The organism is Comamonas antarctica (assembly GCF_013363755.1).
GTDB lineage: Bacteria > Pseudomonadota > Gammaproteobacteria > Burkholderiales > Burkholderiaceae_C > Comamonas > Comamonas antarctica.
This window is the reverse complement of the sequence record NZ_CP054840.1, coordinates 3,706,917-3,729,321: the sequence shown is the minus strand read 5'-3', so window position 1 is coordinate 3,729,321 and position 22,405 is coordinate 3,706,917. Positions and strand designations below refer to the sequence as shown.

Genomic DNA, 22,405 nt, shown 5'->3' with positions numbered 1-22,405 from the left:
TTACAGCCCCAGCTTCTTCAGGATCAGGCCGACCTTTTCTTCCAGCGTGGCCTTGGTGAACGGCTTGACGATATAGCCCGCCGCGCCGTTTTGCGCCGCGGCCACGATGTCTTCCTTGCGCGCTTCGGCCGTGACCATCAGCACTGGAAGATGCTTGAGCTTCTCGTCCGACTTGATTTCGGCGAGCAGCTGGAAGCCGTTCATGTTGGGCATGTTGATGTCGGTGACGACGAAATCGAACTTGCTGTTGCGCAGCTTGTGCAGCGCAACGACGCCATCCTCCGCCTCATCCGCCTCGGGGAAACCGCTTTCCTTGAGAAGGTTGCGCACGATGCGGCGCATGGTGGAGAAGTCGTCGACGATCAAAAAACGCAAGGCATTAGCCACGTGAGACCCTTTCGGTCGTGATGTGCTCTGGGGAGAAAGACATATTCGGCAGCAAGCGAGACCAGTGGATGCTATTGCGTGCCAGCGGGGGGATTGTCGTGCTTTTCCGCGACGGGCAAAGGCTTGTGCTCTTTACCCAGCAGCCGCTCTTCGGCTTCGCGGGTCAGGACGGTGATGGTAATGCGCCGGTTTTGCGGCGCGCGCGGGTTGTCCGGCTCGAGCAGATCGCTTTCGGCCATGCCGACCACGCGCGCCAGCTTGGCGGCCGGCATCCCGGCGCCGATCAGTTCGCGGCGCGAGGCATTGGCGCGGTCGCCCGAAAGCTCCCAGTTGCTGTAGCCCCGGTCGCCGTTGCCATAGGGCGCGGCATCGGTGTGGCCGGCCAGGCTGATGCGGTTCTCGGTCTCGCCCAGCGCGGCGCCGACGGCGCGCAGGATGTCCTGCATGTAGGGTTTGACGATGGCGCTGCCGCTGTCGAACATCGGCCGGTTCTGCTCGTCGACGATCTGGATCTGCAGGCCGTCGGGCGTGACCTGCACGCGGATCTGGGCGCGGTATTCGGCCAGCTTGGGGTTGCCCGAGATCAGGTTGTCGACCTTGACCTGCAGCGCCTTGATGCGTGCCGCATCCTGGCGCGCGCGCTCGGCACGCGACGCGTCCAGGCTCTGCTTGCGGTCGGCGGTCTCGCTCGACTCCGAGCGCCGCACCTGGCCGTGCACCTTGGACAGGTCGTTGCCGCCGCCGGGAATGATGCTCGAGCTGTTGCCCGAGCCGTCGCCGCCCTGCATCGACACCTTGAGCGGCGCGTTGAAATAGTTGGCAATGCCCTGCAGGTCGCCCTTGGCGGTCGAGCCCAGCAGCCACATCAACAGGAAAAACGCCATCATCGCCGTCATGAAGTCGGCATAGGCAATCTTCCAGGCGCCGCCATGCGGGGCATGGCTGGCCTTCTTGATGCGCTTGATGATGATGGGTTGGAGTTTCTTGTCGGCCATGATGGGGAGGGCTTACTTCTTGCCCTTGACGTGGGTTTCCAGCTCCAGGAAGCCTGGACGCTCGGTGGAGAACAGCACCTTGCGGCCGAATTCAATCGCCGTCGCGGGGTTGTAGCCCTGCATGCTGGCCAGCAGCGTGGTCTTGATGCACTCGAATTCCTTGGCCGCGTCCTGCGTCTGCTGCTCGATCAGGCCCGCGATCGGCTCGACCACGGCATAGGCCAGCAAGATCCCGAGGAAGGTACCGACCAGTGCCGAACCGATCATCGCGCCCAGGATCGCCGGCGGCTGGCCCACCGAGCCCATGGTGTTCACCACGCCCAGCACCGCCGCCACGATCCCGAACGCCGGCAGGCCGCCGGCCATGCGGCCCAGCGCCGCGACCGGGGCATGCGCCTCCTGGTGATGGGCCTCGATCTCGCTGTCCATCAGCGACTCGATCTCGTGCGCATTCAGGTTGCCCGAGACCATCATGCGCAGGTAGTCGGTGAGGAACTCCATCACATGCACATCGGCCAGCACGTTCGGGTACTTGGCGAAGATCGGCGACTCGAGCGGCGCCTCGACATCGGATTCCACCGACATCAGGCCTTCCTTGCGCGCCTTCTGCAGGATTTCATACAGCAGCGCCATCAGCTCGAGAAAGCGCTCCTTGTTGTATTTGGACGATTTGAACGCCGCCGGCAGCGCGCGCAGCGTGGCCTTGATCACCTTGGGCTGGTTGGCCACGATGAACGCCCCGAGCGCCGCCCCGCCGATGGTGAGCATTTCAAAGGGTAGGGCCTTCGCGACCACGCCGATATTGCCGCCGTGCAGCACATAGGTGCCGAAAACGCAGGCAAAGGCAATGATGAAACCAAGAATGACAAGCATGGGAGGATTGTGTCAAAGGGGACGTCGTGTCCAACATCCGAAAAACGCCGGGAAAGCTGCGCTGTTCGCTGGAACCGGCGGGCGCCCGCGCCACGTAAAAAGGCGCGCAGCCCCGCGGCGCGCGCCTTGGCGGGAAGCCCGGGCGTATCAGCTCTGCAGCAGTTGCAGCACCTGCTGGGGCAGCTGGTTGGCCTGGGCCACCATGGCCGTGCCGGCTTGCTGCAGGATCTGCGTGCGCGACAGGTTGGCGGTCTCCTGGGCGAAGTCGGCATCGACGATGCGTCCGCGCGCGGCCGAGAGGTTCTCCACCTGGATGTCGATATTGGTCACCGCGGTCTCGAAGCGGCTTTGCATCGCGCCCAGCGTGGCGCGCGCGCCGTTGATCTGGTCGATCGCGCTGTCGATCTTCTTCAGCGCGACCCAGGCGCCTTCCTGGGTCGTGATGTCGATGTTGTCCAGGCCGCGCTCGTTGGTGATGGTTTGCGCGCTGCCAATGCCCAGGCCGTCGTTGGTCACGACGTTGAGATCCTGGATGTTGGTTGCATACGCGCTCTGCAGCGTGGCCAACGCCTTGTTGGCGGCGGCGATGTCCAGCGTTGCCGGCGTGGTGCCGTTGTCGATCGCAGCTGCCAACGCGGCGTTGTAGGCCGTCAGCGCCGAAGCCAGGGGCTCTACCGTCTTGCTGACCTTGGGGGTGGTGGTGGCCGCCGGGTCGCCCATGGCCGTGGCCACGTCGCTGTACTTGGCGGTGTCCGCCGCCAAGCCGCCCGCACCCGCGGTGGCCGTGGCCGGCAATGCGGCCAGCGCCGTGGTGACGCCGGCTTCGGTCGACAGGATGGTGCGGGTGCTGCCCGTTGGCTGGCCGATGCCGGTGGTGGCTTCATTGAAGCCGACGAAGGCCACGGCGCGCGGCTGGTTGTCGCCATCCACCTGGTCCGAGACGAGATGGATCTCGTACTCGCTGGTGCCTGGCTTGAGGCTCATATAGGCGGTCACGCCCGAGTCCGCCGACTTGTTGTTGATGGCGGTGACGGTCTGGCCCAGGCGCTCCAGGCTGCTGGTGGCCGCGGGCAGGGCTTCGAGGTCGATGACCTGGCTGCCGACCTGGATCTTCAGCGCGCCGGCGGCGACATCCTGGTTGTAGTTGGCAATCGCCGGCGTGGGCGTGTCGCTGACATTGAAGGTCAATGCGGTGGCGCCGTAGTTGACCGTCGAGATCTTGCTCGAGCGGGTATCGGCCAGCGCGCCCAGCGTGACGTTGTCGCCCGAGTTCGCGCCGACCTGGAACACCGCGCCGGCAAACGAGCCGTCGAGGATCTTCTGGCCGTTGAAATTGGTCTGCTTGGCCACGCGGTCGATTTCCGCGCCCAGCTGGGTCATTTCGGCTTGCAGCGCGGTGCGGTCGCTCTTGCTGTTGGTGGCATTGCTGGCTTGCACCGCCAGTTCACGCATGCGCTGCAGCATGTCGCCGACCTTGCCCAGCGCGCCTTCGGCGGTCTGCGCCAGCGAAATGCCGTCGTTGGCATTGCGCGCGGCCACCGTCAGGCCCTTGACCTGGGTGTTCATGCGTTCGGAAATGGCCAGGCCGGCCGCATCGTCCTTCGCGCTGTTGACGCGCAGGCCCGAAGACAGACGTTGCATGGACGTTGCCAGCGAGCTGGCCGAGAGGCTCAGGTTGCGCTGCGCATTGATGGAGGCAATGTTGGTATTGATGGTTGCGGCCATGACGGGGTCCCTTCAGAAAGGCAAGGTTGCATCGCTACAAAAGCCTTACGGACTCGGTTGCGCGACAGGCAGCCCTAGCGATGAAAGGATTCTTCCCGCTTCTCCCCTTGGCCAGCACGGGGATAAAAACCCGGAAAACCGGCCTTCTCGCCGCTTCGCAGGGCGCGCAAGCCCGGGCCGGCGAAAAAATTGCAATAAAGCCCTCAAGCTTTTTGCGGGACCTCCGATAACCAAAGCATGGACAGCAAGCGGCCACGATGCCGGTGCTGAGGAATCAACGGCAGGCTCGGTTAAAGGACAGACACCATGGCAATGACCATCAACACCAACGTCGCATCGATCAACGCGCAGCGCAACCTGAGCCTGTCGGGCAACTCCCTCAGCACCTCCATGCAGCGCCTGTCGTCGGGCCTGCGCGTCAACAGCGCCAAGGACGACGCCGCCGGCCTCGCCATCTCCGAGCGCATGAAGGCGCAAAGCGGCGGCCTGACGGTGGCGGCCCGCAACGCCAACGACGGCATCTCGCTGGCGCAGACCGCCGAAGGCGCGCTGGGCAAGGTCGGCGACATGCTGCAGCGCATGCGTGAACTGGCCGTGCAATCGAGCAACGCCACCAACAGCAAGACCGACCGCGAAGCCCTGCAGGCCGAAGTCAGCCAGCTGAGCAGCGAAATCGACCGCGTGGCCAAGACCACCACCTTCAACGGCACCAAGATCCTCGACGGCTCGTTTGCCGGCGGCGTGTTCCAGGTCGGCGCGAATGCCGGCGACAACATCACCGTGGGCGGCATTGCCAACGCCAAGGTGGACAGCATGGGCAAGGTCGACTACTTCGAAGCCACGCTGGCCATCGACACCGACAAGCTCGACTTCAGCGTGGCCGTGACCGGCCTGAAGATCGGCACCACCGATCTCGACGAGCTGGCAGCCGCGGGCAGCGCCTCGGAGCGCGCCGGTCAACTGGTTTCGGCGATCAACGCCAAGACCGCCGACACCGGCGTGACCGCCTTCCTGACGGAAACCGCGACCGGCTACAGCGTCAAGCTGCTGTCGGACAAGGATGCGGCGCAAGCCCTGGCCGGCACCGCCCTGACCACCGCCGGCACCACTGCCGCCAAGACCGGCCTGGGCCTGGCCACCGCCGTGACCACGACCGCCGCCAGCACCGACACCAAGGGCCTGGACCAGCTCGATATCTCGACCCAGGCCGGTGCCTGGGTGGCGCTGGAAAAGATCGACGAGTCGATCAACCAGGTGAACTCGGCGCGTGCCGACCTGGGCGCACTGCAGACGCGCTTCGAGAAATCGGTGGAAAACATCGACATCCAGAACGAGAACATCAAGGCCGCCAGCGGCCGCATCACCGACGCCGACTTCGCCGTGGAAACCGCCAACCTGTCCAAGGCGCAGATCCTGCAGCAGGCCGGCACCGCGATGGTGGCCCAGGCCAACCAGCTGCCGCAAAGCGTGCTGTCGCTGCTGAAGTAAACCGGGCGGCCTTCGGGTCCGCCTTGCAAAAAGCCTTGCAGGCCTGGTGCTGCAAGGCTTTTTTGCATTGGCGCCGCAAATTCTTGCCGCAGAGCGCAAAAAAGTCCTCAAGCCCGGACGCAATCGTCCGAAAAAACATTCAGCGGCAGGAAACGATCCTGCCAACGAGTACAGCGCCAGGCCCGGCATGCAAGAGGCCCACCGTGCTGAATGTTGAACGCAACCGCATCCAGGAGCAGACACCATGGCAATGACCATCAACACCAACGTCGCATCGATCAACGCGCAGCGCAACCTGAGCCTGTCGGGCAGCTCGCTGAGCACCTCGATGCAGCGCCTGTCGTCGGGCCTGCGCGTCAACAGCGCCAAGGACGATGCCGCCGGCCTGGCCATCTCCGAGCGCATGAAGGCGCAAAGCGGCGGCCTGACGGTGGCGGCCCGCAACGCCAACGACGGCATCTCGCTGGCGCAGACCGCCGAAGGCGCGCTGGGCAAGGTGGGCGACATGCTGCAGCGCGTGCGCGAACTGGCCGTTCAGTCGAGCAACGCCACCAACAGCAAGACCGACCGCGAAGCGCTGCAGGCCGAAGTCACGCAGCTGGTCTCGGAAATCGACCGCGTGGCCAAGACCACGACCTTCAACGGCACCAAGATCCTCGACGGCTCGTTCTCGGGCGGCGTGTTCCAGGTCGGCGCCAATGCCGGCGACAACATCACCGTGGGCGGCATCGCCAATGCCAAGGCGGCGGATCTGGCCAACGTGAAGTACTACCAGACGGCGGGCGATGTCGCGGATATCGCCGCCGCCGTCGGCGCGACGCCCGGCCCTGCCGCCGACGGCTACGACACCGCCTATGACAGCGGCGATCTGACCGTCAACGGCGTTGATCTTGGTGCGATCGTCGCCGCCGGCAGCGGCAAGGAACGCGCCGGCCAGATCGTCGCCGCGATCAACGCTAAGACCGCCGACACCGGCGTCACGGCCTTCCTCGAGGACGACAAGATCCAGCTGCGCAGCGACAACGCCGACGAGGCGATCACGCTGACCGGTTTCACGGCCGCTGCCACGGGGCTGGATGACACCGCCAACACGGTGGCCAACACCGCGTTCGAGGCCGGCAATGCGGCCGGCACGCTGGCCGCGAAGGGCATCAACAGCATCTCCGTGTCCACCCAGTCCGATGCCTGGCTGGCGCTGAAGAAGGTCGACAGCGCGATCGACAGCGTCAACTCGGCGCGTGCCGATCTCGGCGCGCTGCAGACCCGCTTCGAGAAGTCGGTCGAGAACATCGACATCCAGAACGAGAACATCAAGGCTGCGAGCGGCCGCATCACCGACGCCGACTTCGCCGTGGAAACCGCCAACCTGTCGAAGGCGCAGATCCTGCAGCAGGCCGGCACCGCCATGGTCGCCCAGGCCAACCAGCTGCCGCAAAGCGTGCTGTCGCTGCTGAAATAAGCCGCGCGGTCCACTGGCCGCCACCGCCCCGAAAAGCCTTGCTGCGCTGCGTGCGCGCAAGGCTTTTCTTGCGTTCGGGCCCGGCATTCGCGAGCGCCGCGAAGGCTCACGGAAATCAGGGGGTCGACATGCAAATAAGCCTCAAGCGCCCCAGCAGACAACCGATATAGAAGTCAGTGGTCGCAACCAGCGCCGCAAGGAAAACAGGCATGTCGCCGGCGCAGATAGGCGCTGATAGCAATCGCATCTTAGGAGTAGTACCAGCATGGCAATGACCATCAATACCAACGTGGCGTCGATCAACGCCCAGCGCAATCTGAGCCTGTCGGGCAGCTCGCTGAGCACGTCCATGCAGCGCCTGTCCTCGGGCCTGCGCGTCAACAGCGCCAAGGACGATGCCGCGGGCCTCGCCATCTCCGAGCGCATGAAGGCGCAAAGCGGCGGTCTCACCGTGGCCGCGCGCAATGCCAACGACGGCATCTCGCTGGCGCAGACCGCCGAAGGCGCGCTGGGCAAGGTGGGCGACATGCTGCAGCGCGTGCGCGAACTGGCGGTGCAATCGAGCAACGCCACCAACAGCACGTCCGACCGCGAAGCGCTGCAATCCGAAGTCACGCAGCTGGTCTCCGAAATCGACCGCGTGGCCAAGACCACGAGCTTCAACGGCACCAAGATCCTCGATGGCTCGTTTGCGGGCGCGATGTTCCAGGTCGGCGCGAATGCCGGCGACAACATCACCGTGGGCGGCATCACCAATGCCGCGGCCGGCAGCCTGTCGAGCGTGAATTACAACCAGGCCGACGTCACCTTTGCCGGCCTGACGGACTTCGACAAGCCGATGCTGAACCAGGCCGACCTGGACAGCGCCAAGACCGCGGCAGATGCCGCACTGGCCGCCCACATCGCCGGCGGCGGTACCAACTCGGATGCCGGCGGCACTCCGCTGCAGGCAGCGGCGACCGCCGCCGCGGCCGCCGCGACCGCCGGCCCGCTGTCGATCACCGTCGGCTCCGGCAGCAAGATCGAGCTCGACAGCATGCCCGCCGCTTCGTCCGCCAAGGAACGCATGGGCCAGCTGGCCGCCGCCATCAATGCCAAGACCGCCGATACCGGCGTCACGGCTTTCGTCGACGCCGAGAAGGGCACGATGACGCTGCTGTCCGAAAAACTCACCGCGGCGGGCGTGCCCGAGGCCGTGGTGTTCGGCGGCAATGAGCCCGCCAAGACCGGCATGGCGGCTTCCCCGACCTTCACCGCCGTGGCGGCCGCCGACCAGAAGGGTATCGCCAAGCTGAGCGTTGCCACCCAGGCCGGTGCCTGGGATGCGCTCAAGCGCGTCGACAGCGCCATCGATCAGGTCAATTCCGCCCGTGCCGACCTGGGCGCGCTGCAGACGCGTTTCGAGAAGTCGGTGGAAAACATCGATATCCAGAACGAAAACATCAAGGCCGCGAGCGGCCGCATCACCGACGCCGACTTCGCCGTGGAAACCGCCAACCTGTCGAAGGCGCAGATCCTGCAGCAGGCCGGCACCGCCATGGTCGCCCAGGCCAACCAGCTGCCGCAAAGCGTGCTGTCGCTGCTGCGCTAAAGGCTTTTCGTCTCCCCTGTACTCGTTTGCTGCGGCCCGGGGTCGACGGGCGCGTACAGGGGCGTCTCTGTTTCTTTGAGAGGTAGTTCCCATGGCAATGACCATCAATACCAATGTGGCGTCGATCAACGCCCAGCGCAACCTGGGCCTGTCGGGCAGCTCGCTGAGCACGTCCATGCAGCGCCTGTCGTCGGGCCTGCGCGTCAACAGCGCCAAGGACGATGCCGCCGGCCTGGCGATCTCCGAGCGCATGGCCGCCCAGACCAAGGGCCTCACGGTCGCCGCGCGCAATGCCAACGACGGCATTTCGCTGGCGCAGACCGCGGAAGGCGCGCTGGGCAAGGTCGGCGACATGCTGCAGCGCGTGCGCGAACTGGCCGTGCAGTCGAGCAACGCCACCAACAGCAAGAGCGACCGCGAAGCGATGCAATCCGAAGTCAACCAGCTGGTCTCGGAAATCGACCGCGTGGCCAAGACCACCGAATTCAACGGCAAGAAGCTGCTCGACGGTTCGTTCTCGGGCGCGATGTTCCAGGTCGGCGCGAATGCCGGCGACAACATCACGCTGGGCAGCCTGTCCAATGCCTCGGCCAAGGGCCTGAGCAGCATCTCGTATGCCACGAAAAGCCAGTCGGTGACCGCAGGTACGGGCGTTCTCGATTCGTTGGGCGCGGTTGCGGACAACACCTTGACCATTGCCGTCAACGGCGGCACGGCCGTCAATCTCGGTGCGCTGGATGCTGCCAGTTCGGCAGAAGAGCGCATGGGTCAGGTGGTTGCAGCCATCAATGCCAAGACTGCAGATACGGGCGTCACGGCGTTCCTGAAGCAGGACGAAAGCACCAAGGCGTTCACGGTCGAGATCATGTCGGACAACGTCAAGGCCGACGGCTCGTCGCAATCCCTGGTGTTTGGCGCAGGCTTCACGGCTGCAGCCACGGGCGTGACGGTGGCTGGCCTGGCGGTAGCCGCCGACGTCACGACCAACGCCAACCAAAAGGGCATCGAGGGCATCGACGTGAGCACGCAGTCGGGTGCCTGGAAGGCGCTCAAGCAGGTCGACAGCGCGATCGACCAGGTCAACTCCGCGCGTGGCGACCTGGGTGCATTGCAGACCCGTTTCGAGAAGACCGTCGAGAACATCGACATCCAGAACGAAAACATCTCCGCCGCCAAGGGCCGCATCACCGACGCCGATTTCGCCGTTGAAACCGCGAATCTGTCCAAGGCCCAGATCCTGCAGCAAGCCGGCACGGCCATGGTGGCGCAAGCCAACCAGCTGCCCCAGGGCGTGCTGTCGCTGCTGCGCTAAGCGCTTTTGTCTCCGGCGCCCGCAAGGGCGCCGGGGATCTGTCCGTTTTTCATGAGGTAGATCACTATGGCAATGACCATCAATACCAATGTGGCGTCGATCAACGCCCAGCGCAATCTGGGCCTGTCGGGCAGCTCGCTGAGCACGTCCATGCAGCGCCTGTCGTCGGGCCTGCGCGTCAACAGCGCCAAGGACGATGCCGCCGGCCTGGCGATTTCCGAGCGCATGGGCGCCCAGACCAAGGGCCTCACGGTCGCCGCGCGCAATGCCAACGACGGCATCTCGCTGGCGCAGACCGCCGAAGGCGCGCTGGGCAAGGTTGGCGACATGCTGCAGCGCGTGCGCGAACTCGCCGTGCAGTCGAGCAACGCCACCAACAGCCAGAGCGACCGCGACGCCATGCAGGCCGAAGTCTCGCAGCTGGTGTCGGAAATCGACCGCGTGGCCAAGACCACCGAATTCAACGGCAAGAAGCTGCTCGACGGCTCGTTCTCGGGCGCGATGTTCCAGGTCGGCGCCAATGCCGGCGACAACATCACCGTGGGCGCGATCACCAAGGCCACGGCCGCGGGCATGGGCGAGGTGACCTTCTCGAAGTCGGCCAACTCCGGCGCGATCACGACCGCAGGCGCGGCCATTGAAGTGACCGGCCTGACCGTGACCATGGCCGGCGGCTCGGCCATTGCACTGGGCGACATCGCCGCCGCGTCGAGCACCGAAGAGCGTACCGGCCAGGTGATCGCGGCCATCAACGCCAAGACCGCCGACACCGGCTTGACCGCGTTCAAGAACGACGACGGCAGCATCGCGCTGTACTCGGAAGCCAACAAGAGCGGCGCGGCGGTGGCGACGGCGACCTTCGCGGCCACCGCCGGCGGCACCGTGGCGTCGATGGGCTTCGCGGCAGGCGCCGTGGCGCTGACCGCCGGCTCGGGCGATACGCTGAGCAACCTGTCGGTGTCCTCGCAGGCCGGCGCCTGGAAGGCGCTGCAGCAGGTCGACAATGCCATCGACCAGGTGAACTCGGCACGTGGCGACCTGGGCGCGCTGCAGACGCGCTTCGAGAAGACCGTCGAGAACATCGATATCCAGAACGAGAACATCTCGGCCGCCAAGGGCCGCATCACCGACGCCGACTTCGCCGTGGAAACCGCCAACCTGTCCAAGGCGCAGATCCTGCAGCAGGCCGGCACCGCGATGGTGGCCCAGGCCAACCAGCTGCCGCAAAGCGTGCTGTCGCTGCTGCGCTAAGGCCCTTGCCCCCGCGTGCCGCACGGCACCGGGGGCATTCCCTTTTCTTAGAGAGGTAGATCCCCATGGCAATGACCATCAATACCAATGTGGCGTCGATCAACGCCCAGCGCAACCTGGGCCTGTCGGGCAGTTCGCTGAGCACGTCCATGCAGCGCCTGTCGTCGGGCCTGCGCGTCAACAGCGCCAAGGACGATGCCGCCGGCCTCGCCATTTCCGAGCGCATGAATGCCCAGACCAAGGGCCTCACGGTGGCCGCGCGCAATGCCAACGACGGCATCTCGCTGGCGCAGACCGCCGAAGGCGCGCTGGGCAAGGTCGGCGACATGCTGCAGCGCGTGCGCGAACTCGCCGTGCAATCGAGCAACGCCACCAACAGCACCAGCGACCGCGAAGCCATGCAGGCCGAAGTCACGCAGCTGGTCTCGGAAATCGACCGCGTCGCCAAGACCACCGAATTCAACGGCAAGAAGCTGCTCGATGGTTCGTTCTCGGGCGCGATGTTCCAGGTCGGCGCCAATGCCGGCAACAACATCACCGTCGGTGCCTTGACCAAGGCCACGGCCGATGGCCTGGGCGCGGCCAAGTTCGCCGTCGCCAGCGGCGGCATCTCCGCAGCGACCGTGCTGACCGCGGCCACCAACGTCGTGACCGTCACCGGCAAAAGCGGTGCGGTGAACATTTCCGTGGACGCAGCGGATACCGCTGACGAGCGCCTGGGCCAGACGGTCGCGGCGATCAACGCCAAGACCGCGGATACCGGCGTGACCGCTTTCCTGGAAAAGGACGCCGCCGGTGTCCAGACCCTGAAGTTCAAGAGCGAAGGCGATTTCACGGTCACGGTGAACACCGCGACGGCGGCCGGCATCACCGGCGCGGCGGCGACGACGGCGGCCGTGCAGACCGGCGGCATCTCCACGCTGTCGGTGGCAACGCAGTCCGGCGCCTGGGAAGCCCTGGAGCGCGTCGACAGCGCCATCGACCAGGTCAACTCCGCGCGTGGCGACCTGGGCGCGCTGCAGACGCGTTTCGAGAAGACCGTCGAGAACATCGACATCCAGAACGAGAACGTCTCCGCCGCCAAGGGCCGCATCACCGATGCCGACTTCGCCGTCGAAACCGCCAACCTGTCCAAGGCGCAGATCCTGCAGCAGGCCGGCACCGCAATGGTCGCCCAGGCCAACCAGCTGCCGCAGAACGTGCTGTCGCTGCTGCGGTAAGCAACAGGAGAGCGGCGTCGAGACCGTTCGTCCTGAGCCCGTCGAAGGATGGACGGCCAGCCCTCGACGCAAAACCCTGGACTCCCCTGAGCCCAGGGTTTTTCGCATTTCCAAACCCTCAAGAATCCCCGGCCCCGGCCGATATTCCTGCCAAGCCCCGCTTCAAGCTTGTTACAAGGCGGACGGGACCGCTCTTTTCACGCTTTCAAGAATTGCGTTCTTTGCAAGAATGGCTGCAATGAAATTTTTGTGAAAGCCCGATGACGGGTTTTCGCGCAGGAGTGTTGTGATGGCTGTTACATCCGTAGGACTGGGCAGTGGCCTGGAGGTCGACAAGATCGTCTCGCAGCTGGTCGAGCTGGAAAAGGCGCCGCTGAAGACGCTCGAGGTCAAGGCGGATGCCATTTCCTCGAAGATCTCGACCTATGCCGAGATCAAGTCGCTGGCCGACACGCTGAACACCGCGACCGCCAAGCTGTCGCGCGACAGTGCCTGGAACGGCGTCAACATCGCCTCGAGCAGCAGTTCGGTGGTGGGCGCCATGACCGGAATTGCCCAGCCGGGTTCGTACAGCGTCGAAGTGGTGCAGCTGGCGCAATCGCAGACTTCGGTGATCGGCAACGGCGACGGCGCCACGGGCTTTGCCAAGGATGCCAAGATCGGCGCCGGCACGTTCAAGCTGACCGTGGGCGCCAAGTCCTATGACATCGAAGTCACCGCGTCGGACACCCTGACCACGCTGGCCACCGCCATCAACAACAAGGACAGCGGCGTGCAGGCCACGGTGATCACCAACGCCGACGGCACGCAGCGCCTGATGATGCGCTCGAAGAATACCGGCACCGATGCCGCGTTCTCGATTTCGGCGACGGCCGTCGATGCCGATCCGCCGAGCATCCTCGCCAACATCGGCGACACCAGCAAAAGCTATTACAGCGTCTCGCAGAACGCGCAGAACGCCAAGATCAAGCTCAACAACGTGGCGGTCGAATCGACCAGCAACACCTTTGCCGATGCGCTGCCCGGCATGTCGCTCACGGTGTCGACGGTGTCGACCTCGCCGGCGCTGGTCACCGTGACGGCCGATACCGCCTCGATGAAGGAAGGCATCCAGGCTTTCGTCGATGCCTACAACGCGCTCAACGACAAGCTCAGCGAATTGACCAAGTACAACGCGGACAGCAAGACGGCTGGCCTGCTGCAGGGCGACGGCACCACCGTGAGCATGCAGAACGCGCTGCGCATGCTGACCATGGGGGTCGTCAAGAGCGGCACGGCGTTCACGCGCCTGTCGGACATCGGCATCCAGATGCAGCAGGGCGGCAATCTGTCCGTCAACGAAACCGACCTGACCAAGGCGCTGACCGATCTGCCTGCGCTCAAGAGCGTTTTTGCCACCAAGGCCGACAGCCTGGGCGCGGGCGGCGGCATTGGCGTGAACTTCAAGTCGTTCACCGATGGCCTGCTGGCCTATGAAGGCACGCTCAATGCCAAGACCGATTCGCTCGAGGGCTCGCTCAAGCGCAACGGCGAGCAGCAGGACAAGGTCAACACGCGCGCCTCGACGCTCGAGGCGCGGCTGCTGGCCCAGTATTCGGCGCTGGACGTGAAGATGGCCTCGCTGAATGCGCTGGACACCTATGTGACGCAGCAGATCGCGTCCTGGAACAAGTCCACCAGTTGATGGTGCGGGGCCGCGCGTCCCGTGTGGGGTTTGGGTGTACAGGCAGGCACACGCAAATTTTTTTGAAATTTCGCTTGATTTTGGAGGACACCTGCCGAAAACAAAGGCAAGTAGTTCACAAGGATGCCAGTCATGTATACCCCCGTTAGTTCCCGTGCTGCCAATGCATACCGGCAAGTTGGCGTGCAATCCGGCATCGATGGCGCAACACCCCATCAGCTGGTGCAGATGCTGTTCGACGGCCTGCAGCAGTCGCTGCATGCGGCGCGCGGCGCGCTGCAGCGCGGGGAAACGGAAAACAAGGGAGTGCACATCGGCAAGGCGGTGCGCATCCTGGAAGAGGGGCTCAAGGGCGGGCTCAACCCGGTGCAGGGCGGCGAACTCGCCGCCAACCTGGGCACGCTCTATGACTATTGCATTGCTCGGCTGACGCTGGCCAATCTGCGCAGTGACCTGGCTCTGGTCGAAGAGGTGGTGGCTCTGATCGAGCCCGTCGCCCAGGGCTGGAAGGAAATGGGCCAGGCGCAGGTGGCTGCAGGCGGCGGAGGTTACTGAAAATGGGGACGCAATTGATCGATTACTACAAGGCTATAGAAGACAGCAGTCTCAAGATGCTCGAAGCCGCGCGCGGCAAGGACTGGGAAGGCGTGGCCCGCTACGAAGGCGCCTGTGCCGTGTTGATCGAGCAGTTGCGCTTCCAGTCGCAGGAGCAGGAACTGCTGCCCGAGCAACGCCGCGAGAAGGCGCGCATCATGCAGCGCATCCTGCGCAACGATGCGCTGATCCGCACGCTGGCCGAACCCTGGCTGGCCCAGGTCGAGCACATGTTCGACGGCCAGCCCCAGGTGCTGCACTGAAAAGCCCGGCCGCTGCGCGCGGCCGCCAGGCAAAAAGGAACCCGCGCTCGCAAGACCGCGGGTTTTTTCATGGACTCATGGCCGCTCACCCCGAGCCCGGTTGATCACCGCTCACCCCGAGCCCGCCTGCGCGGCCCGGTCGAAGGGTGCCTCCCGAGCCGCGCCCAGACGCAAAAAAGCCGCCAGCGCAATGCGGGCGGCCGATGGACTGGACAACGCGCCGGTGCGCGCCGCCTTCAAACCTGCATGTTCATCACATCCGTATAGGCCTGCACCAGGCGGTTGCGCACATGCAGCGAGGCCTGGAAGCCGATCTGCGCCTTCTGCATCGCCACCATCGTCTCTTCCAGGCTCACGGCCGGATTTTCCAGCTGCACTTCGCGTTGCAGATTGCCCGAATGCTCCTGCGCCGCGCTCACGGATTGCAGCGCACCCCTGAGGGCCTGGGTGAAGCCGCCGTCGACCTCCTTGGTGGAGGCGGGCGTGGTGGCAACGCGGCGGAGCAGGTCGTTGCCGGAGAGGGAAGGAATCGAAGTATTGATGCGCAGGTCCATGACAAATCCCAGGGGAGTTTGTGAGATGGGCTGAATCGTAGGCGCCCGCGGCGTTTCCATCGCGGCAAATAGATGCCCAAAGGCGCGCCTTATCGGCGGAACGTCGCGGCCCGATTTCCGAATAATCGGCCCCACGTCAGGCTCCCTGTGGGGCCTCGCCAAATTGGAACCAAGATGTCAGCAGTCGCCGAAATCCCCGCCGCAATCCCCGCCGCCAGCCCTTCGTGGTCGCAGCGGCTGTCCTCGCTCGACCGAGGCCAGCGCCTGCGCCTGGGTGCCGTTGCCGCCCTGGTGGTGGTCGGCCTGGTGGCGGCGGTCATGTTCAACCGCCAGCCCGACTACCGGGTGCTGTTCTCGAACCTGAGCGACAAGGACGGCGGCGCGATCGTCGCGCAGCTGACCACGCTCAACGTGCCCTACAAGTACGCCGAAGGCGGCGGCGCGATCCTGATCCCGGCCGACCGCGTGCATGACGTGCGCCTCAAGCTCGCGACGCAGGGCCTGCCCAAGGGTTCGGTGACCGGTTTCGAACTGATGGAAACCAGCCGCTTCGGCATCACCCAGTTCCAGGAACGGCTCAACTTCCAGCGCGGCCTCGAAGGCGAGCTCACGCGCTCGATCCAGGCGCTCGCCTCGGTGCAGAACGCGCGCGTGCATCTCGCGCTGCCCAACCAGAACGGCTTCTTCCGCGAACAGCAAAAGCCCTCGGCTTCGGTGCTGGTGACGCTGCACCCGGGCCGTTTCCTCGACCGCGCGCAGATCGCCGGCATCGTGCATCTCGTGGCCTCGAGCGTGCCCGAACTCCAGCCCTCGGCGGTGAGCATCCTCGACGACACCGGCAAGCTGCTGTCGCAGTCGCCCGACGGCAGCGGCAACGCCGTCGATGTGCAAAAGCTGATGTACACCCAGCAGATCGAGCAGCAGTACACGCGCCGCATCCTGGACATCCTCGAGCCCGTGGTCGGCAAGGACAACGTGCGCGCCCAGGTCACGGCCGACATGGATTTCAGCCAGACCGAATCGACCTCCGAGCAGCACCGCCCCAACCAGGGCGCCGACACCGGCGCGATCCGCAGCCAGCAGGTCGTGGAAAGCAGCGGCGCGCAGCAGCCGCCCCAGCCCACGGGCGTGCCCGGTGCGACCAGCAACCAGCCCGGCGTGGCCGCGGCCGCGCCCGTCAACGGCGCCAATCCCGCGCCCGTGGCGGCCAACGGCCAGCAAGGCGCTGCGCCCGGCGGCAAGCGCGAATCGCTGACGAATTACGAAGTCGACAAGACCGTGAGCGTGACCCGCGGCAGCAACAGCGCGATCAAGCGCCTCACGGCGGCCGTGGTCGTCAACTACCAGCCCGTGGTGTCCGAGCCTGGCCAAGCGCCGGTGCAGCAGGCGCTGAGCGCCGCCCAGCAGGCCAGCATGCTGGCACTGGTGCGCGAGACCATCGGCTTCAACCAGGAGCGCGGCGACTCGGTGAACCTGATGAACGCCCAGTTCCGCGACGACAGCACCCCCCTGGTCGAGCTGCCGCTGTGGAAGCAGCCCGAAACCATCGAGCTGGTGCGCACGCTGGCTTGGCCTCTGGGCCTGGCGCTGTTCGGCGCGATCCTGATCCTGGGCCTGCTGCGGCCGCTGGTCAAGAGCCGCACATCCGAGCGCGACGGCCCGCAGTTCGAGGCGCTCGAAGACGGCGACCTCGAGCGCCCGGCACTGGCCGCTCCGGTCGAGGATCTGCAGCCCACCGACGGCCAGCTGCGCCTGGAGCAGGCCCGCCAGCTGACCAAGCAGAACCCGATTGCCGTGGCAAACATTGTGAAAACCTGGGTCAACGGCGAAAGCTGATCCCGCATTTGGACGGACGAGTATCCCCATGGATGAACGAGGCCTGAACGACGCCGCCATCTTGCTGATGTCGCTTGGCGAGGAAGAAGCCGCCGAGGTGTTCAAGCACCTCACGCCCAAGGAAGTGCAAAAGCTCGGCGAAACGATTGCGCGCATGCGCGGCGTCTCGCGCGAGAAGGTCGACTTCGTGATCAACCGCTTCCATGACGATGCCGGCGCGCAGAGCCTGCTGGTCAACGACGCCAGCGACTATGTGCGCTCGGTGCTCAAGCGCGCGCTGGGCGAGGACAAGGCCTCGCTGCTGATCGACCGCATCCTGCAGGGCGGCGACGTCTCGGGCATCGAAAGCCTCAAGTGGATGGACCCGCTGTCGGTGGCCGAGCTGCTGCGCAACGAGCACCCGCAGATCGTGGCCGCGATCCTGGTGCATCTGGAATACGAGCAGGCCGCGGCCGTGCTGATGCAGCTGCCCGAGCGCTTTCGCTGCGAGGTCGTGCTGCGCGTGGCCACGCTCGAAGGCATCCAGCCGACCGCGCTCAAGGACCTCAACGAAGTGCTGTTCAAGGTGCTGGCCGGCGGCGACAAGGTGCGCAAGACCTCGCTGGGCGGCGTCAAGACGGCGGCGGAAATGATCAACCAGCTCGGCGGCAATGCCGACGCCGCGGTGCTGGAAACCATCCGCAACTACGACGTCGACCTGGCGCAGAAGATCATGGACAAGATGTTCGTGTTCGACGACCTGGTCAAGCTCGACGACCGCTCGCTGCAGCTGGTGCTGCGCGAAACCGCGTCCGAGACGCTCATCGTCGCGCTCAAGGGCGGCACGATGGAAGTGCGCGACAAGATCCTCGCCAACATGTCGATGCGCGCCTCCGAGGCGCTGCGCGAAGACCTCGAATCGCGCGGCCCGATGCGCCTGTCCGAAGTCGAGGCGCAGCAGCGCGAGATCCTCAAGGTGGTGCGCCGCCTCGCGGAAGAAGGCCAGATCACCATAGGCGGCGCCGCCGAGGACAGCTATGTCTAACGGCAGCCACTCGCGCTTCATTCCCAGCGAGGAAATCGACAGCGGCCGCGTCGTGCAGTGGCGCTTTGGCGCCGTGGGCAGCGCCGGCCCGGTGCCGGCCCTGCCGCACGCGCCCGCCGAGCCGCCGCAGGAAGCGGAAGTCGTCGACGCGCCCGCGGCCGCGCCGCAGGCCGACAGCGCCCAGATCGAACAGTTGCTGCAGCAGGCGCGCGAGCAGGCGCTGGCCGAAGGCCGCGCCCAGGGCCTGGCCCAGGGCCGTGCCGAAGCCACCAACGAATGGCAGCAGCGCATGGACAGCTACACCTCGGGCGCAGGCCGCGAGACCGCCGCGCGCCTGCAGGGCCTGGTGGAAAAATGTGAAGACAGCCTGCTGGCGCTCGAACAGAACATGGCCTCCGAAGTGCTGCAACTGGCCTGCGACATCGCGCGCCAGGTGGTGCGCCAGGAGCTGGCCTGCAAGCCCGAGGCGCTGCTGCCCGTGGTGCGCGAGGCCCTGGACATGCTGGTCACCGAAGGCCGCGCCGTGACCGTGCGTCTCAATCCCGTCGACTGGGAAGTGCTGGACGCGCCGCTGCGCGCCGAGCATGGCGCCGCAGGCAAGGTGCAGTGGCTGGCCGACGCCGCGGTGCCCGCGGGCGACGTGCGCGTCGACTCGGGCGGCGCGGTGATCGAGGCCGGCCTCGACAGCCGCTGGCGCCGTGCCGTGGCCGCGCTGGGCCTGGTGTCTTCCTGGTACGAGGGCGGCCATGCCGAATGAACCCGCACTCGCCCCGTGGCGTGATTTCCTGGCGGGTGCGCGCGCGCGCTACGCCCAGCCCGTGGCGCTGGAGAGCCGCGGCACGCTGAGCCGCCTCACCGGCCTGGTGCTCGAGGCCTCGGGCCTGCGCGTGCCCGTGGGCGCGCAATGCCATGTGCAGATGCCGCACCAGGAACCGGTGCTGGCCGAGGTCGTGGGCTTCGCCGGCGAGAAGGCGTTTCTGATGCCTGCGGGCGATATCCAGGGCCTGTCGAGCGGCGCCGTGGTCACGCCCGCGCCGGCCTTCGTGCCCGCGCCGCGCTTTGGCGAACCCGTGGCCGAAGTCTCGCTGGCCACCGGCATGCTGCGCCTGCCCATGGGCGACGGCCTGCTGGGCCGCGTCGTCGATTCGCAAGGCATACCGCTGGACCATGCGGGCCCGGTGACCGATGTCACGGCCGAGCCCATGGACCGGCGCCAGATCAACGCCATGGACCGCGACCCGGTGCGCGAACCGCTCGACACCGGCGTGCGCGCGCTGAACGCGCTGCTGAGCGTGGGCCGCGGCCAGCGCCTGGGCCTGTTCGCGGGCTCGGGCGTGGGCAAGAGCGTGCTGCTGGGCATGATGGCGCGCTACACCAAGGCCGACGTGATCGTCGTCGGCCTGATTGGCGAGCGCGGCCGCGAAGTCAAGGAATTCGTCGAGGACATCCTGGGCGCCGAGGACCGCGGCCGCGCCGTGGTCGTGGCCGCGCCCGCCGATGCGCCGCCGCTCCTGCGCATGCAGGGCGCGGCCTATGCCACGGCCATTGCCGAGCATTTCCGCGACAAGGGCCAGCATGTGCTGCTGCTCATGGACTCGCTCACGCGCTACGCGATGGCCCAGCGCGAGATCGCGCTGGCGATCGGCGAGCCGCCGGCCACCAAGGGCTACCCGCCCTCGTGCTTCGCCAAGCTGCCGCAGCTCGTCGAGCGCAGCGGCAACGGCTTGAACGGCGTCGGCTCGATCACCGCCTTCTACACCGTGCTGTCCGAAGGCGACGACCAGCAGGACCCGATTGCCGACGCGGCGCGCGCGATTCTCGACGGCCACATCGTGCTGTCGCGCGCGCTGGCCGAAACCGGCCACTTCCCCGCGATCGACATCGAACAGTCCGCATCGCGCGTGATGCACAACGTCGTGACGCGCGAGCACTTCGACCTGGCGCGGCGTTTCCGCGCGGTCTATTCGCGCTACCAGAAGAGCCGCGACCTGATCCAGGTCGGCGCCTACGTTGCGGGCTCCGACCCGCAGATCGATGAAGCCGTGAAGCTGCAGCCGGTGATGGCCAGCTTCCTGCAACAGAACATGTTCGAAGCCGCCAGCATGGACGAGAGTGTCTCGGGCATGGCGGCACTGCTTGGCCAATAACCCGGGAACCGCGGAATGTCGTCCTTGAATGCTCTCATGGTGGCTATCGATGCAGCAATGCGCAAGCGCGACGAGGCGCGCCAGGCGTTGCAGGCACGCGCGCAGGCCGCCCAGTCCGCGCAGGCCCAGATGGACCAGTTGCAGGACTATGCGGCGCAGATGCAGCAGCGCTGGGGCGCCCAGGAAAACCTCGCGGTGCAGCCCGAGGTGATGTACCACCAGTACCAGTTCATGGAGCGGCTCAGCCACGCCATGGGCCTGCAGACCAAGGCCATTGCCGACCATGCGATCCGCGTGGAGACCGCGCAGAAGGCGCTGATGGCCTGTGAATTGCGCGTCACCAGCCTGCAGAAGGTCGTGGCCGCGCGCCGCCGCGACATCTCGCTGGCACAGATGCGCCGCGAACAGAAACAGACCGACGAACGCGCCGCGCTGCAGTTCATCGGCCGCACCTTCGGCCTGCAGTTCCAGGAGGCATGAGCATGGAAAAAGCCGCGATCCGTCCCGCACAGAGCGCCGCATCCAGCAACCCGGTGGCGCGCAACGCCCACGCGCGCCAAGCCGCGGGCCAGGAAGCCGGGGGCACCGCCGCTGGTTTTTCCCAGGGCAACTTCTCGCTGCTGCTGTCCGATATGGCCGCGTCCGGCGCGCCGGGCGCCACCGGCATGGGCGGCGTCGCCGGCGAGGAACTGCTGGCCGGCACCGATCTTCCCCTGGCCGCGCTGGGCGGCCTGGCTCCGGTCGAGGCGCTTGCCGAAGCCGGCATTCTTGCGCTCTCCAGCCTGGTGGGCCAGACCGCGCGCATGGACGCAGCCGCCGATACCGCGCAGCGCGACGGCCGCGACCTGCCCGCAGGCGAAGGCCTGCGCCGCAGCGTGGCCCTGTCCATGGGCGCGGGCCAGCCTGCGGGCGCGGCGCAACTGCCGACGCTGGCCGCGGCCGGCGCGCACGGCAAGGGCAAGGGCGCAGCCGATGCCGTCGATGCCACGTCGGCGCAGGATCTGGCCGAGGCCGCCGGCACCGCCGATGCTTGCGGCAGCACCTTGTCGCTGACGCCCTCCGAACGCGGCGCCCAGCCCCATGCGCTGGCCGCGCTGCTGGCGCAGATGGAGCCCGAGCCCCAGCCGCTGCCCAGCGCGTTTGCCGCGCCCGGCATGCCAGGCCCGGCCAGCGCCGCGGCACAGGCCAACGGCAGCAGCCCCGCCACCGGCCCGGGTGGCGCGGACAGCGCGGCGCCGCTGGGGGCCGCCGATGCGCCTGCCACGGATATAGCCGCCGATGCCGTGCTGGCGCAGCCCGACGATGCCTTTGTCGACCAGCTTTCCGAGCAGGTCGCATTCTGGGTGCAGCAAAAGACCCAGCGCGCCGAGATGACCATCGACCGCCAGGGCCAGCCGGTCCAGGTGCAGGTGGCGATCACCGGCAACGAGGCCCATGTGACCTTCCGCAGCAACGAGCAGCAGACGCGCGACATGCTGGACGCGAGCATGGCGCAGCTGCGCGAGATGCTCGAGCAGCAGGGGTTGAATCTGGCCGGCGTCACGGTGCAGAGCGGCGATGCGGGCGGGCAGGGCGCCCCTTCGGGCCGCGATCCTTCGGACCGCCCTGTGGCGGAGGGCCGCGCAGGCATCCCGCAGACGGCCCAGGTCACGGTAGACCTGCGCGCACGGCCTGATGCCACGCGCAGCGTGGATCTGTTTGTTTAGGCTTGCATCCGGCCGCCAACTTGGTGGCAAAGTGCCCGTCATGGTTCGACAAGCTCACCACGAACGGAAAACACCATTCGTTCCGAGCTTGTGCCCACCGTTCGCCCTGAGCCATCACCACCGTTCGCCCTGAGCCTCCCCCCCACCGTTCGTCCTGAGCCCGTCGAAGGATGAACGTCCTGCCCTCAAGCCTTGGGCCTTCCCACCCTTCGACAAGCTCAGGGTGAGCGGGGCAGTTGAGGCCGTCCGCCCGCCGTTCGTCCTGAGCCTCCCCCCACCGTTCGTCCTGAGCCCGT

20 protein-coding genes are annotated in these 22,405 nt (G+C 66.4%); 15 read left to right on the top strand and 5 right to left on the bottom strand.

All coding sequences use genetic code 11. From position 1 onward, the window contains the following. From cheY to HUK68_RS23440, 4 genes are all read right to left on the bottom strand, one after another. Positions 1–387, bottom strand: a complete 387-nt coding sequence (gene cheY / locus HUK68_RS17330) for a chemotaxis response regulator CheY (RefSeq protein ID WP_175505310.1) — start codon at positions 385–387, stop codon at positions 1–3. A gap of 71 nt (positions 388–458) precedes the next feature. Then, positions 459–1,382: a flagellar motor protein MotB gene (motB, locus tag HUK68_RS17325; RefSeq protein ID WP_175505309.1), complete on the bottom strand. Its 924-nt coding sequence runs from the start codon at positions 1,380–1,382 to the stop codon at positions 459–461. A 12-nt stretch (positions 1,383–1,394) separates the two neighbouring features. Then, positions 1,395–2,255: a flagellar motor stator protein MotA gene (motA, locus tag HUK68_RS17320; protein WP_175505308.1), complete on the bottom strand. Its 861-nt coding sequence runs from the start codon at positions 2,253–2,255 to the stop codon at positions 1,395–1,397. Positions 2,256–2,402: 147 nt separating this feature from the next. Beyond that, positions 2,403–3,980, bottom strand: a complete 1,578-nt coding sequence (locus tag HUK68_RS23440; RefSeq protein WP_175505307.1) for a flagellin N-terminal helical domain-containing protein — start codon at positions 3,978–3,980, stop codon at positions 2,403–2,405. A gap of 306 nt (positions 3,981–4,286) precedes the next feature. Here HUK68_RS23440 and HUK68_RS17310 point away from each other — a divergent pair, with 306 nt between their 5' ends. The 9 genes from HUK68_RS17310 to HUK68_RS17270 all read left to right on the top strand — a co-directional run bounded on the left by HUK68_RS17310 (position 4,287) and on the right by HUK68_RS17270 (position 14,842). After that, positions 4,287–5,468, top strand: coding sequence for a flagellin (locus tag HUK68_RS17310; RefSeq protein WP_175505306.1), 1,182 nt, complete (start codon positions 4,287–4,289; stop codon positions 5,466–5,468). Between the two features lie 244 nt (positions 5,469–5,712). Continuing rightward, positions 5,713–6,927: a flagellin N-terminal helical domain-containing protein gene (locus HUK68_RS17305; RefSeq protein ID WP_175505305.1), complete on the top strand. Its 1,215-nt coding sequence runs from the start codon at positions 5,713–5,715 to the stop codon at positions 6,925–6,927. Positions 6,928–7,192: 265 nt separating this feature from the next. Then, complete coding sequence (locus HUK68_RS17300) at positions 7,193–8,518, top strand: flagellin N-terminal helical domain-containing protein (protein WP_175505304.1); 1,326 nt, start codon at positions 7,193–7,195, stop codon at positions 8,516–8,518. A gap of 91 nt (positions 8,519–8,609) precedes the next feature. After that, positions 8,610–9,830 (top strand): flagellin N-terminal helical domain-containing protein, encoded by a 1,221-nt coding sequence (locus tag HUK68_RS17295; RefSeq protein WP_175505303.1) that lies wholly within the window; start codon positions 8,610–8,612, stop codon positions 9,828–9,830. A 66-nt stretch (positions 9,831–9,896) separates the two neighbouring features. Continuing rightward, a complete protein-coding gene (locus tag HUK68_RS17290) occupies positions 9,897–11,081 on the top strand; it encodes a flagellin (protein WP_175505302.1) in 1,185 nt (394 codons plus the stop codon). Between the two features lie 65 nt (positions 11,082–11,146). Continuing rightward, positions 11,147–12,301 (top strand): flagellin, encoded by a 1,155-nt coding sequence (locus tag HUK68_RS17285; protein WP_175505301.1) that lies wholly within the window; start codon positions 11,147–11,149, stop codon positions 12,299–12,301. 289 nt (positions 12,302–12,590) lie between these two features. Next, positions 12,591–13,985, top strand: coding sequence for a flagellar filament capping protein FliD (gene fliD, locus HUK68_RS17280; protein WP_175505300.1), 1,395 nt, complete (start codon positions 12,591–12,593; stop codon positions 13,983–13,985). Between the two features lie 132 nt (positions 13,986–14,117). Continuing rightward, the gene (fliS, locus tag HUK68_RS17275) at positions 14,118–14,540 is read left to right on the top strand and encodes a flagellar export chaperone FliS (RefSeq protein ID WP_175505299.1); all 423 of its coding nucleotides are present in this window, start codon (positions 14,118–14,120) and stop codon (positions 14,538–14,540) included. A gap of 2 nt (positions 14,541–14,542) precedes the next feature. Continuing rightward, the gene (locus HUK68_RS17270) at positions 14,543–14,842 is read left to right on the top strand and encodes a flagellar protein FliT (protein WP_175505298.1); all 300 of its coding nucleotides are present in this window, start codon (positions 14,543–14,545) and stop codon (positions 14,840–14,842) included. 236 nt (positions 14,843–15,078) lie between these two features. On the opposite strand, the gene fliE is transcribed toward HUK68_RS17270, so the two are convergent. Beyond that, on the bottom strand, positions 15,079–15,396 hold the full coding sequence (gene fliE / locus HUK68_RS17265; protein ID WP_175505297.1) for a flagellar hook-basal body complex protein FliE: 318 nt from the start codon (positions 15,394–15,396) through the stop codon (positions 15,079–15,081). 174 nt (positions 15,397–15,570) lie between these two features. Between fliE and fliF the strand changes: the two genes are divergently transcribed. The 6 genes from fliF to HUK68_RS23310 are packed head-to-tail and all read left to right on the top strand — an operon-like array spanning position 15,571 to position 22,109. Beyond that, complete coding sequence (gene fliF, locus HUK68_RS17260) at positions 15,571–17,232, top strand: flagellar basal-body MS-ring/collar protein FliF (RefSeq protein WP_175505296.1); 1,662 nt, start codon at positions 15,571–15,573, stop codon at positions 17,230–17,232. Between the two features lie 28 nt (positions 17,233–17,260). Further along, positions 17,261–18,256, top strand: a complete 996-nt coding sequence (gene fliG, locus HUK68_RS17255; RefSeq protein WP_175505295.1) for a flagellar motor switch protein FliG — start codon at positions 17,261–17,263, stop codon at positions 18,254–18,256. After that, positions 18,249–19,013 carry a FliH/SctL family protein gene (locus HUK68_RS17250; RefSeq protein WP_175505294.1) on the top strand — a complete coding sequence of 255 codons (765 nt, stop codon included), beginning with the start codon at positions 18,249–18,251 and terminating at the stop codon, positions 19,011–19,013. The genes fliG and HUK68_RS17250 overlap by 8 nt, the downstream gene beginning before the upstream one ends. Further along, positions 19,003–20,403, top strand: a complete 1,401-nt coding sequence (fliI, locus tag HUK68_RS17245; protein WP_175505293.1) for a flagellar protein export ATPase FliI — start codon at positions 19,003–19,005, stop codon at positions 20,401–20,403. Before HUK68_RS17250 ends, fliI begins: the two co-directional genes overlap by 11 nt. Before the next feature lie 15 nt (positions 20,404–20,418). Then, entirely contained in the window at positions 20,419–20,883 is a 465-nt protein-coding gene (locus HUK68_RS17240) for a flagellar export protein FliJ (RefSeq protein WP_175505292.1), read from the top strand. A gap of 2 nt (positions 20,884–20,885) precedes the next feature. Continuing rightward, positions 20,886–22,109: a flagellar hook-length control protein FliK gene (locus HUK68_RS23310; RefSeq protein WP_244146197.1), complete on the top strand. Its 1,224-nt coding sequence runs from the start codon at positions 20,886–20,888 to the stop codon at positions 22,107–22,109. Positions 22,110–22,405: the final 296 nt, after the last annotated feature.

Bases quoted from the DNA above. Each gene is read 5' to 3' on its own strand.
- HUK68_RS23310 (WP_244146197.1), top strand. From the start codon at position 20,886: ATGGAAAAAGCCGCGATCCGTCCCGCACAGAGCGCCGCATCCAGCAAC.
- fliF (WP_175505296.1), top strand. From the start codon at position 15,571: ATGTCAGCAGTCGCCGAAATCCCCGCCGCAATCCCCGCCGCCAGCCCT.
- HUK68_RS17290 (WP_175505302.1), top strand. From the start codon at position 9,897: ATGGCAATGACCATCAATACCAATGTGGCGTCGATCAACGCCCAGCGC.
- HUK68_RS17295 (WP_175505303.1), top strand. From the start codon at position 8,610: ATGGCAATGACCATCAATACCAATGTGGCGTCGATCAACGCCCAGCGC.
- HUK68_RS17285 (WP_175505301.1), top strand. From the start codon at position 11,147: ATGGCAATGACCATCAATACCAATGTGGCGTCGATCAACGCCCAGCGC.
- HUK68_RS17270 (WP_175505298.1), top strand. From the start codon at position 14,543: ATGGGGACGCAATTGATCGATTACTACAAGGCTATAGAAGACAGCAGT.
- HUK68_RS17240 (WP_175505292.1), top strand. From the start codon at position 20,419: ATGTCGTCCTTGAATGCTCTCATGGTGGCTATCGATGCAGCAATGCGC.
- fliS (WP_175505299.1), top strand. From the start codon at position 14,118: ATGTATACCCCCGTTAGTTCCCGTGCTGCCAATGCATACCGGCAAGTT.
- HUK68_RS17310 (WP_175505306.1), top strand. From the start codon at position 4,287: ATGGCAATGACCATCAACACCAACGTCGCATCGATCAACGCGCAGCGC.
- HUK68_RS17300 (WP_175505304.1), top strand. From the start codon at position 7,193: ATGGCAATGACCATCAATACCAACGTGGCGTCGATCAACGCCCAGCGC.
- fliI (WP_175505293.1), top strand. From the start codon at position 19,003: ATGCCGAATGAACCCGCACTCGCCCCGTGGCGTGATTTCCTGGCGGGT.
- HUK68_RS17305 (WP_175505305.1), top strand. From the start codon at position 5,713: ATGGCAATGACCATCAACACCAACGTCGCATCGATCAACGCGCAGCGC.
- fliG (WP_175505295.1), top strand. From the start codon at position 17,261: ATGGATGAACGAGGCCTGAACGACGCCGCCATCTTGCTGATGTCGCTT.
- fliD (WP_175505300.1), top strand. From the start codon at position 12,591: ATGGCTGTTACATCCGTAGGACTGGGCAGTGGCCTGGAGGTCGACAAG.
- fliE (WP_175505297.1), bottom strand. From the start codon at position 15,396: ATGGACCTGCGCATCAATACTTCGATTCCTTCCCTCTCCGGCAACGAC.
- motB (WP_175505309.1), bottom strand. From the start codon at position 1,382: ATGGCCGACAAGAAACTCCAACCCATCATCATCAAGCGCATCAAGAAG.
- HUK68_RS17250 (WP_175505294.1), top strand. From the start codon at position 18,249: ATGTCTAACGGCAGCCACTCGCGCTTCATTCCCAGCGAGGAAATCGAC.
- HUK68_RS23440 (WP_175505307.1), bottom strand. From the start codon at position 3,980: ATGGCCGCAACCATCAATACCAACATTGCCTCCATCAATGCGCAGCGC.
- motA (WP_175505308.1), bottom strand. From the start codon at position 2,255: ATGCTTGTCATTCTTGGTTTCATCATTGCCTTTGCCTGCGTTTTCGGC.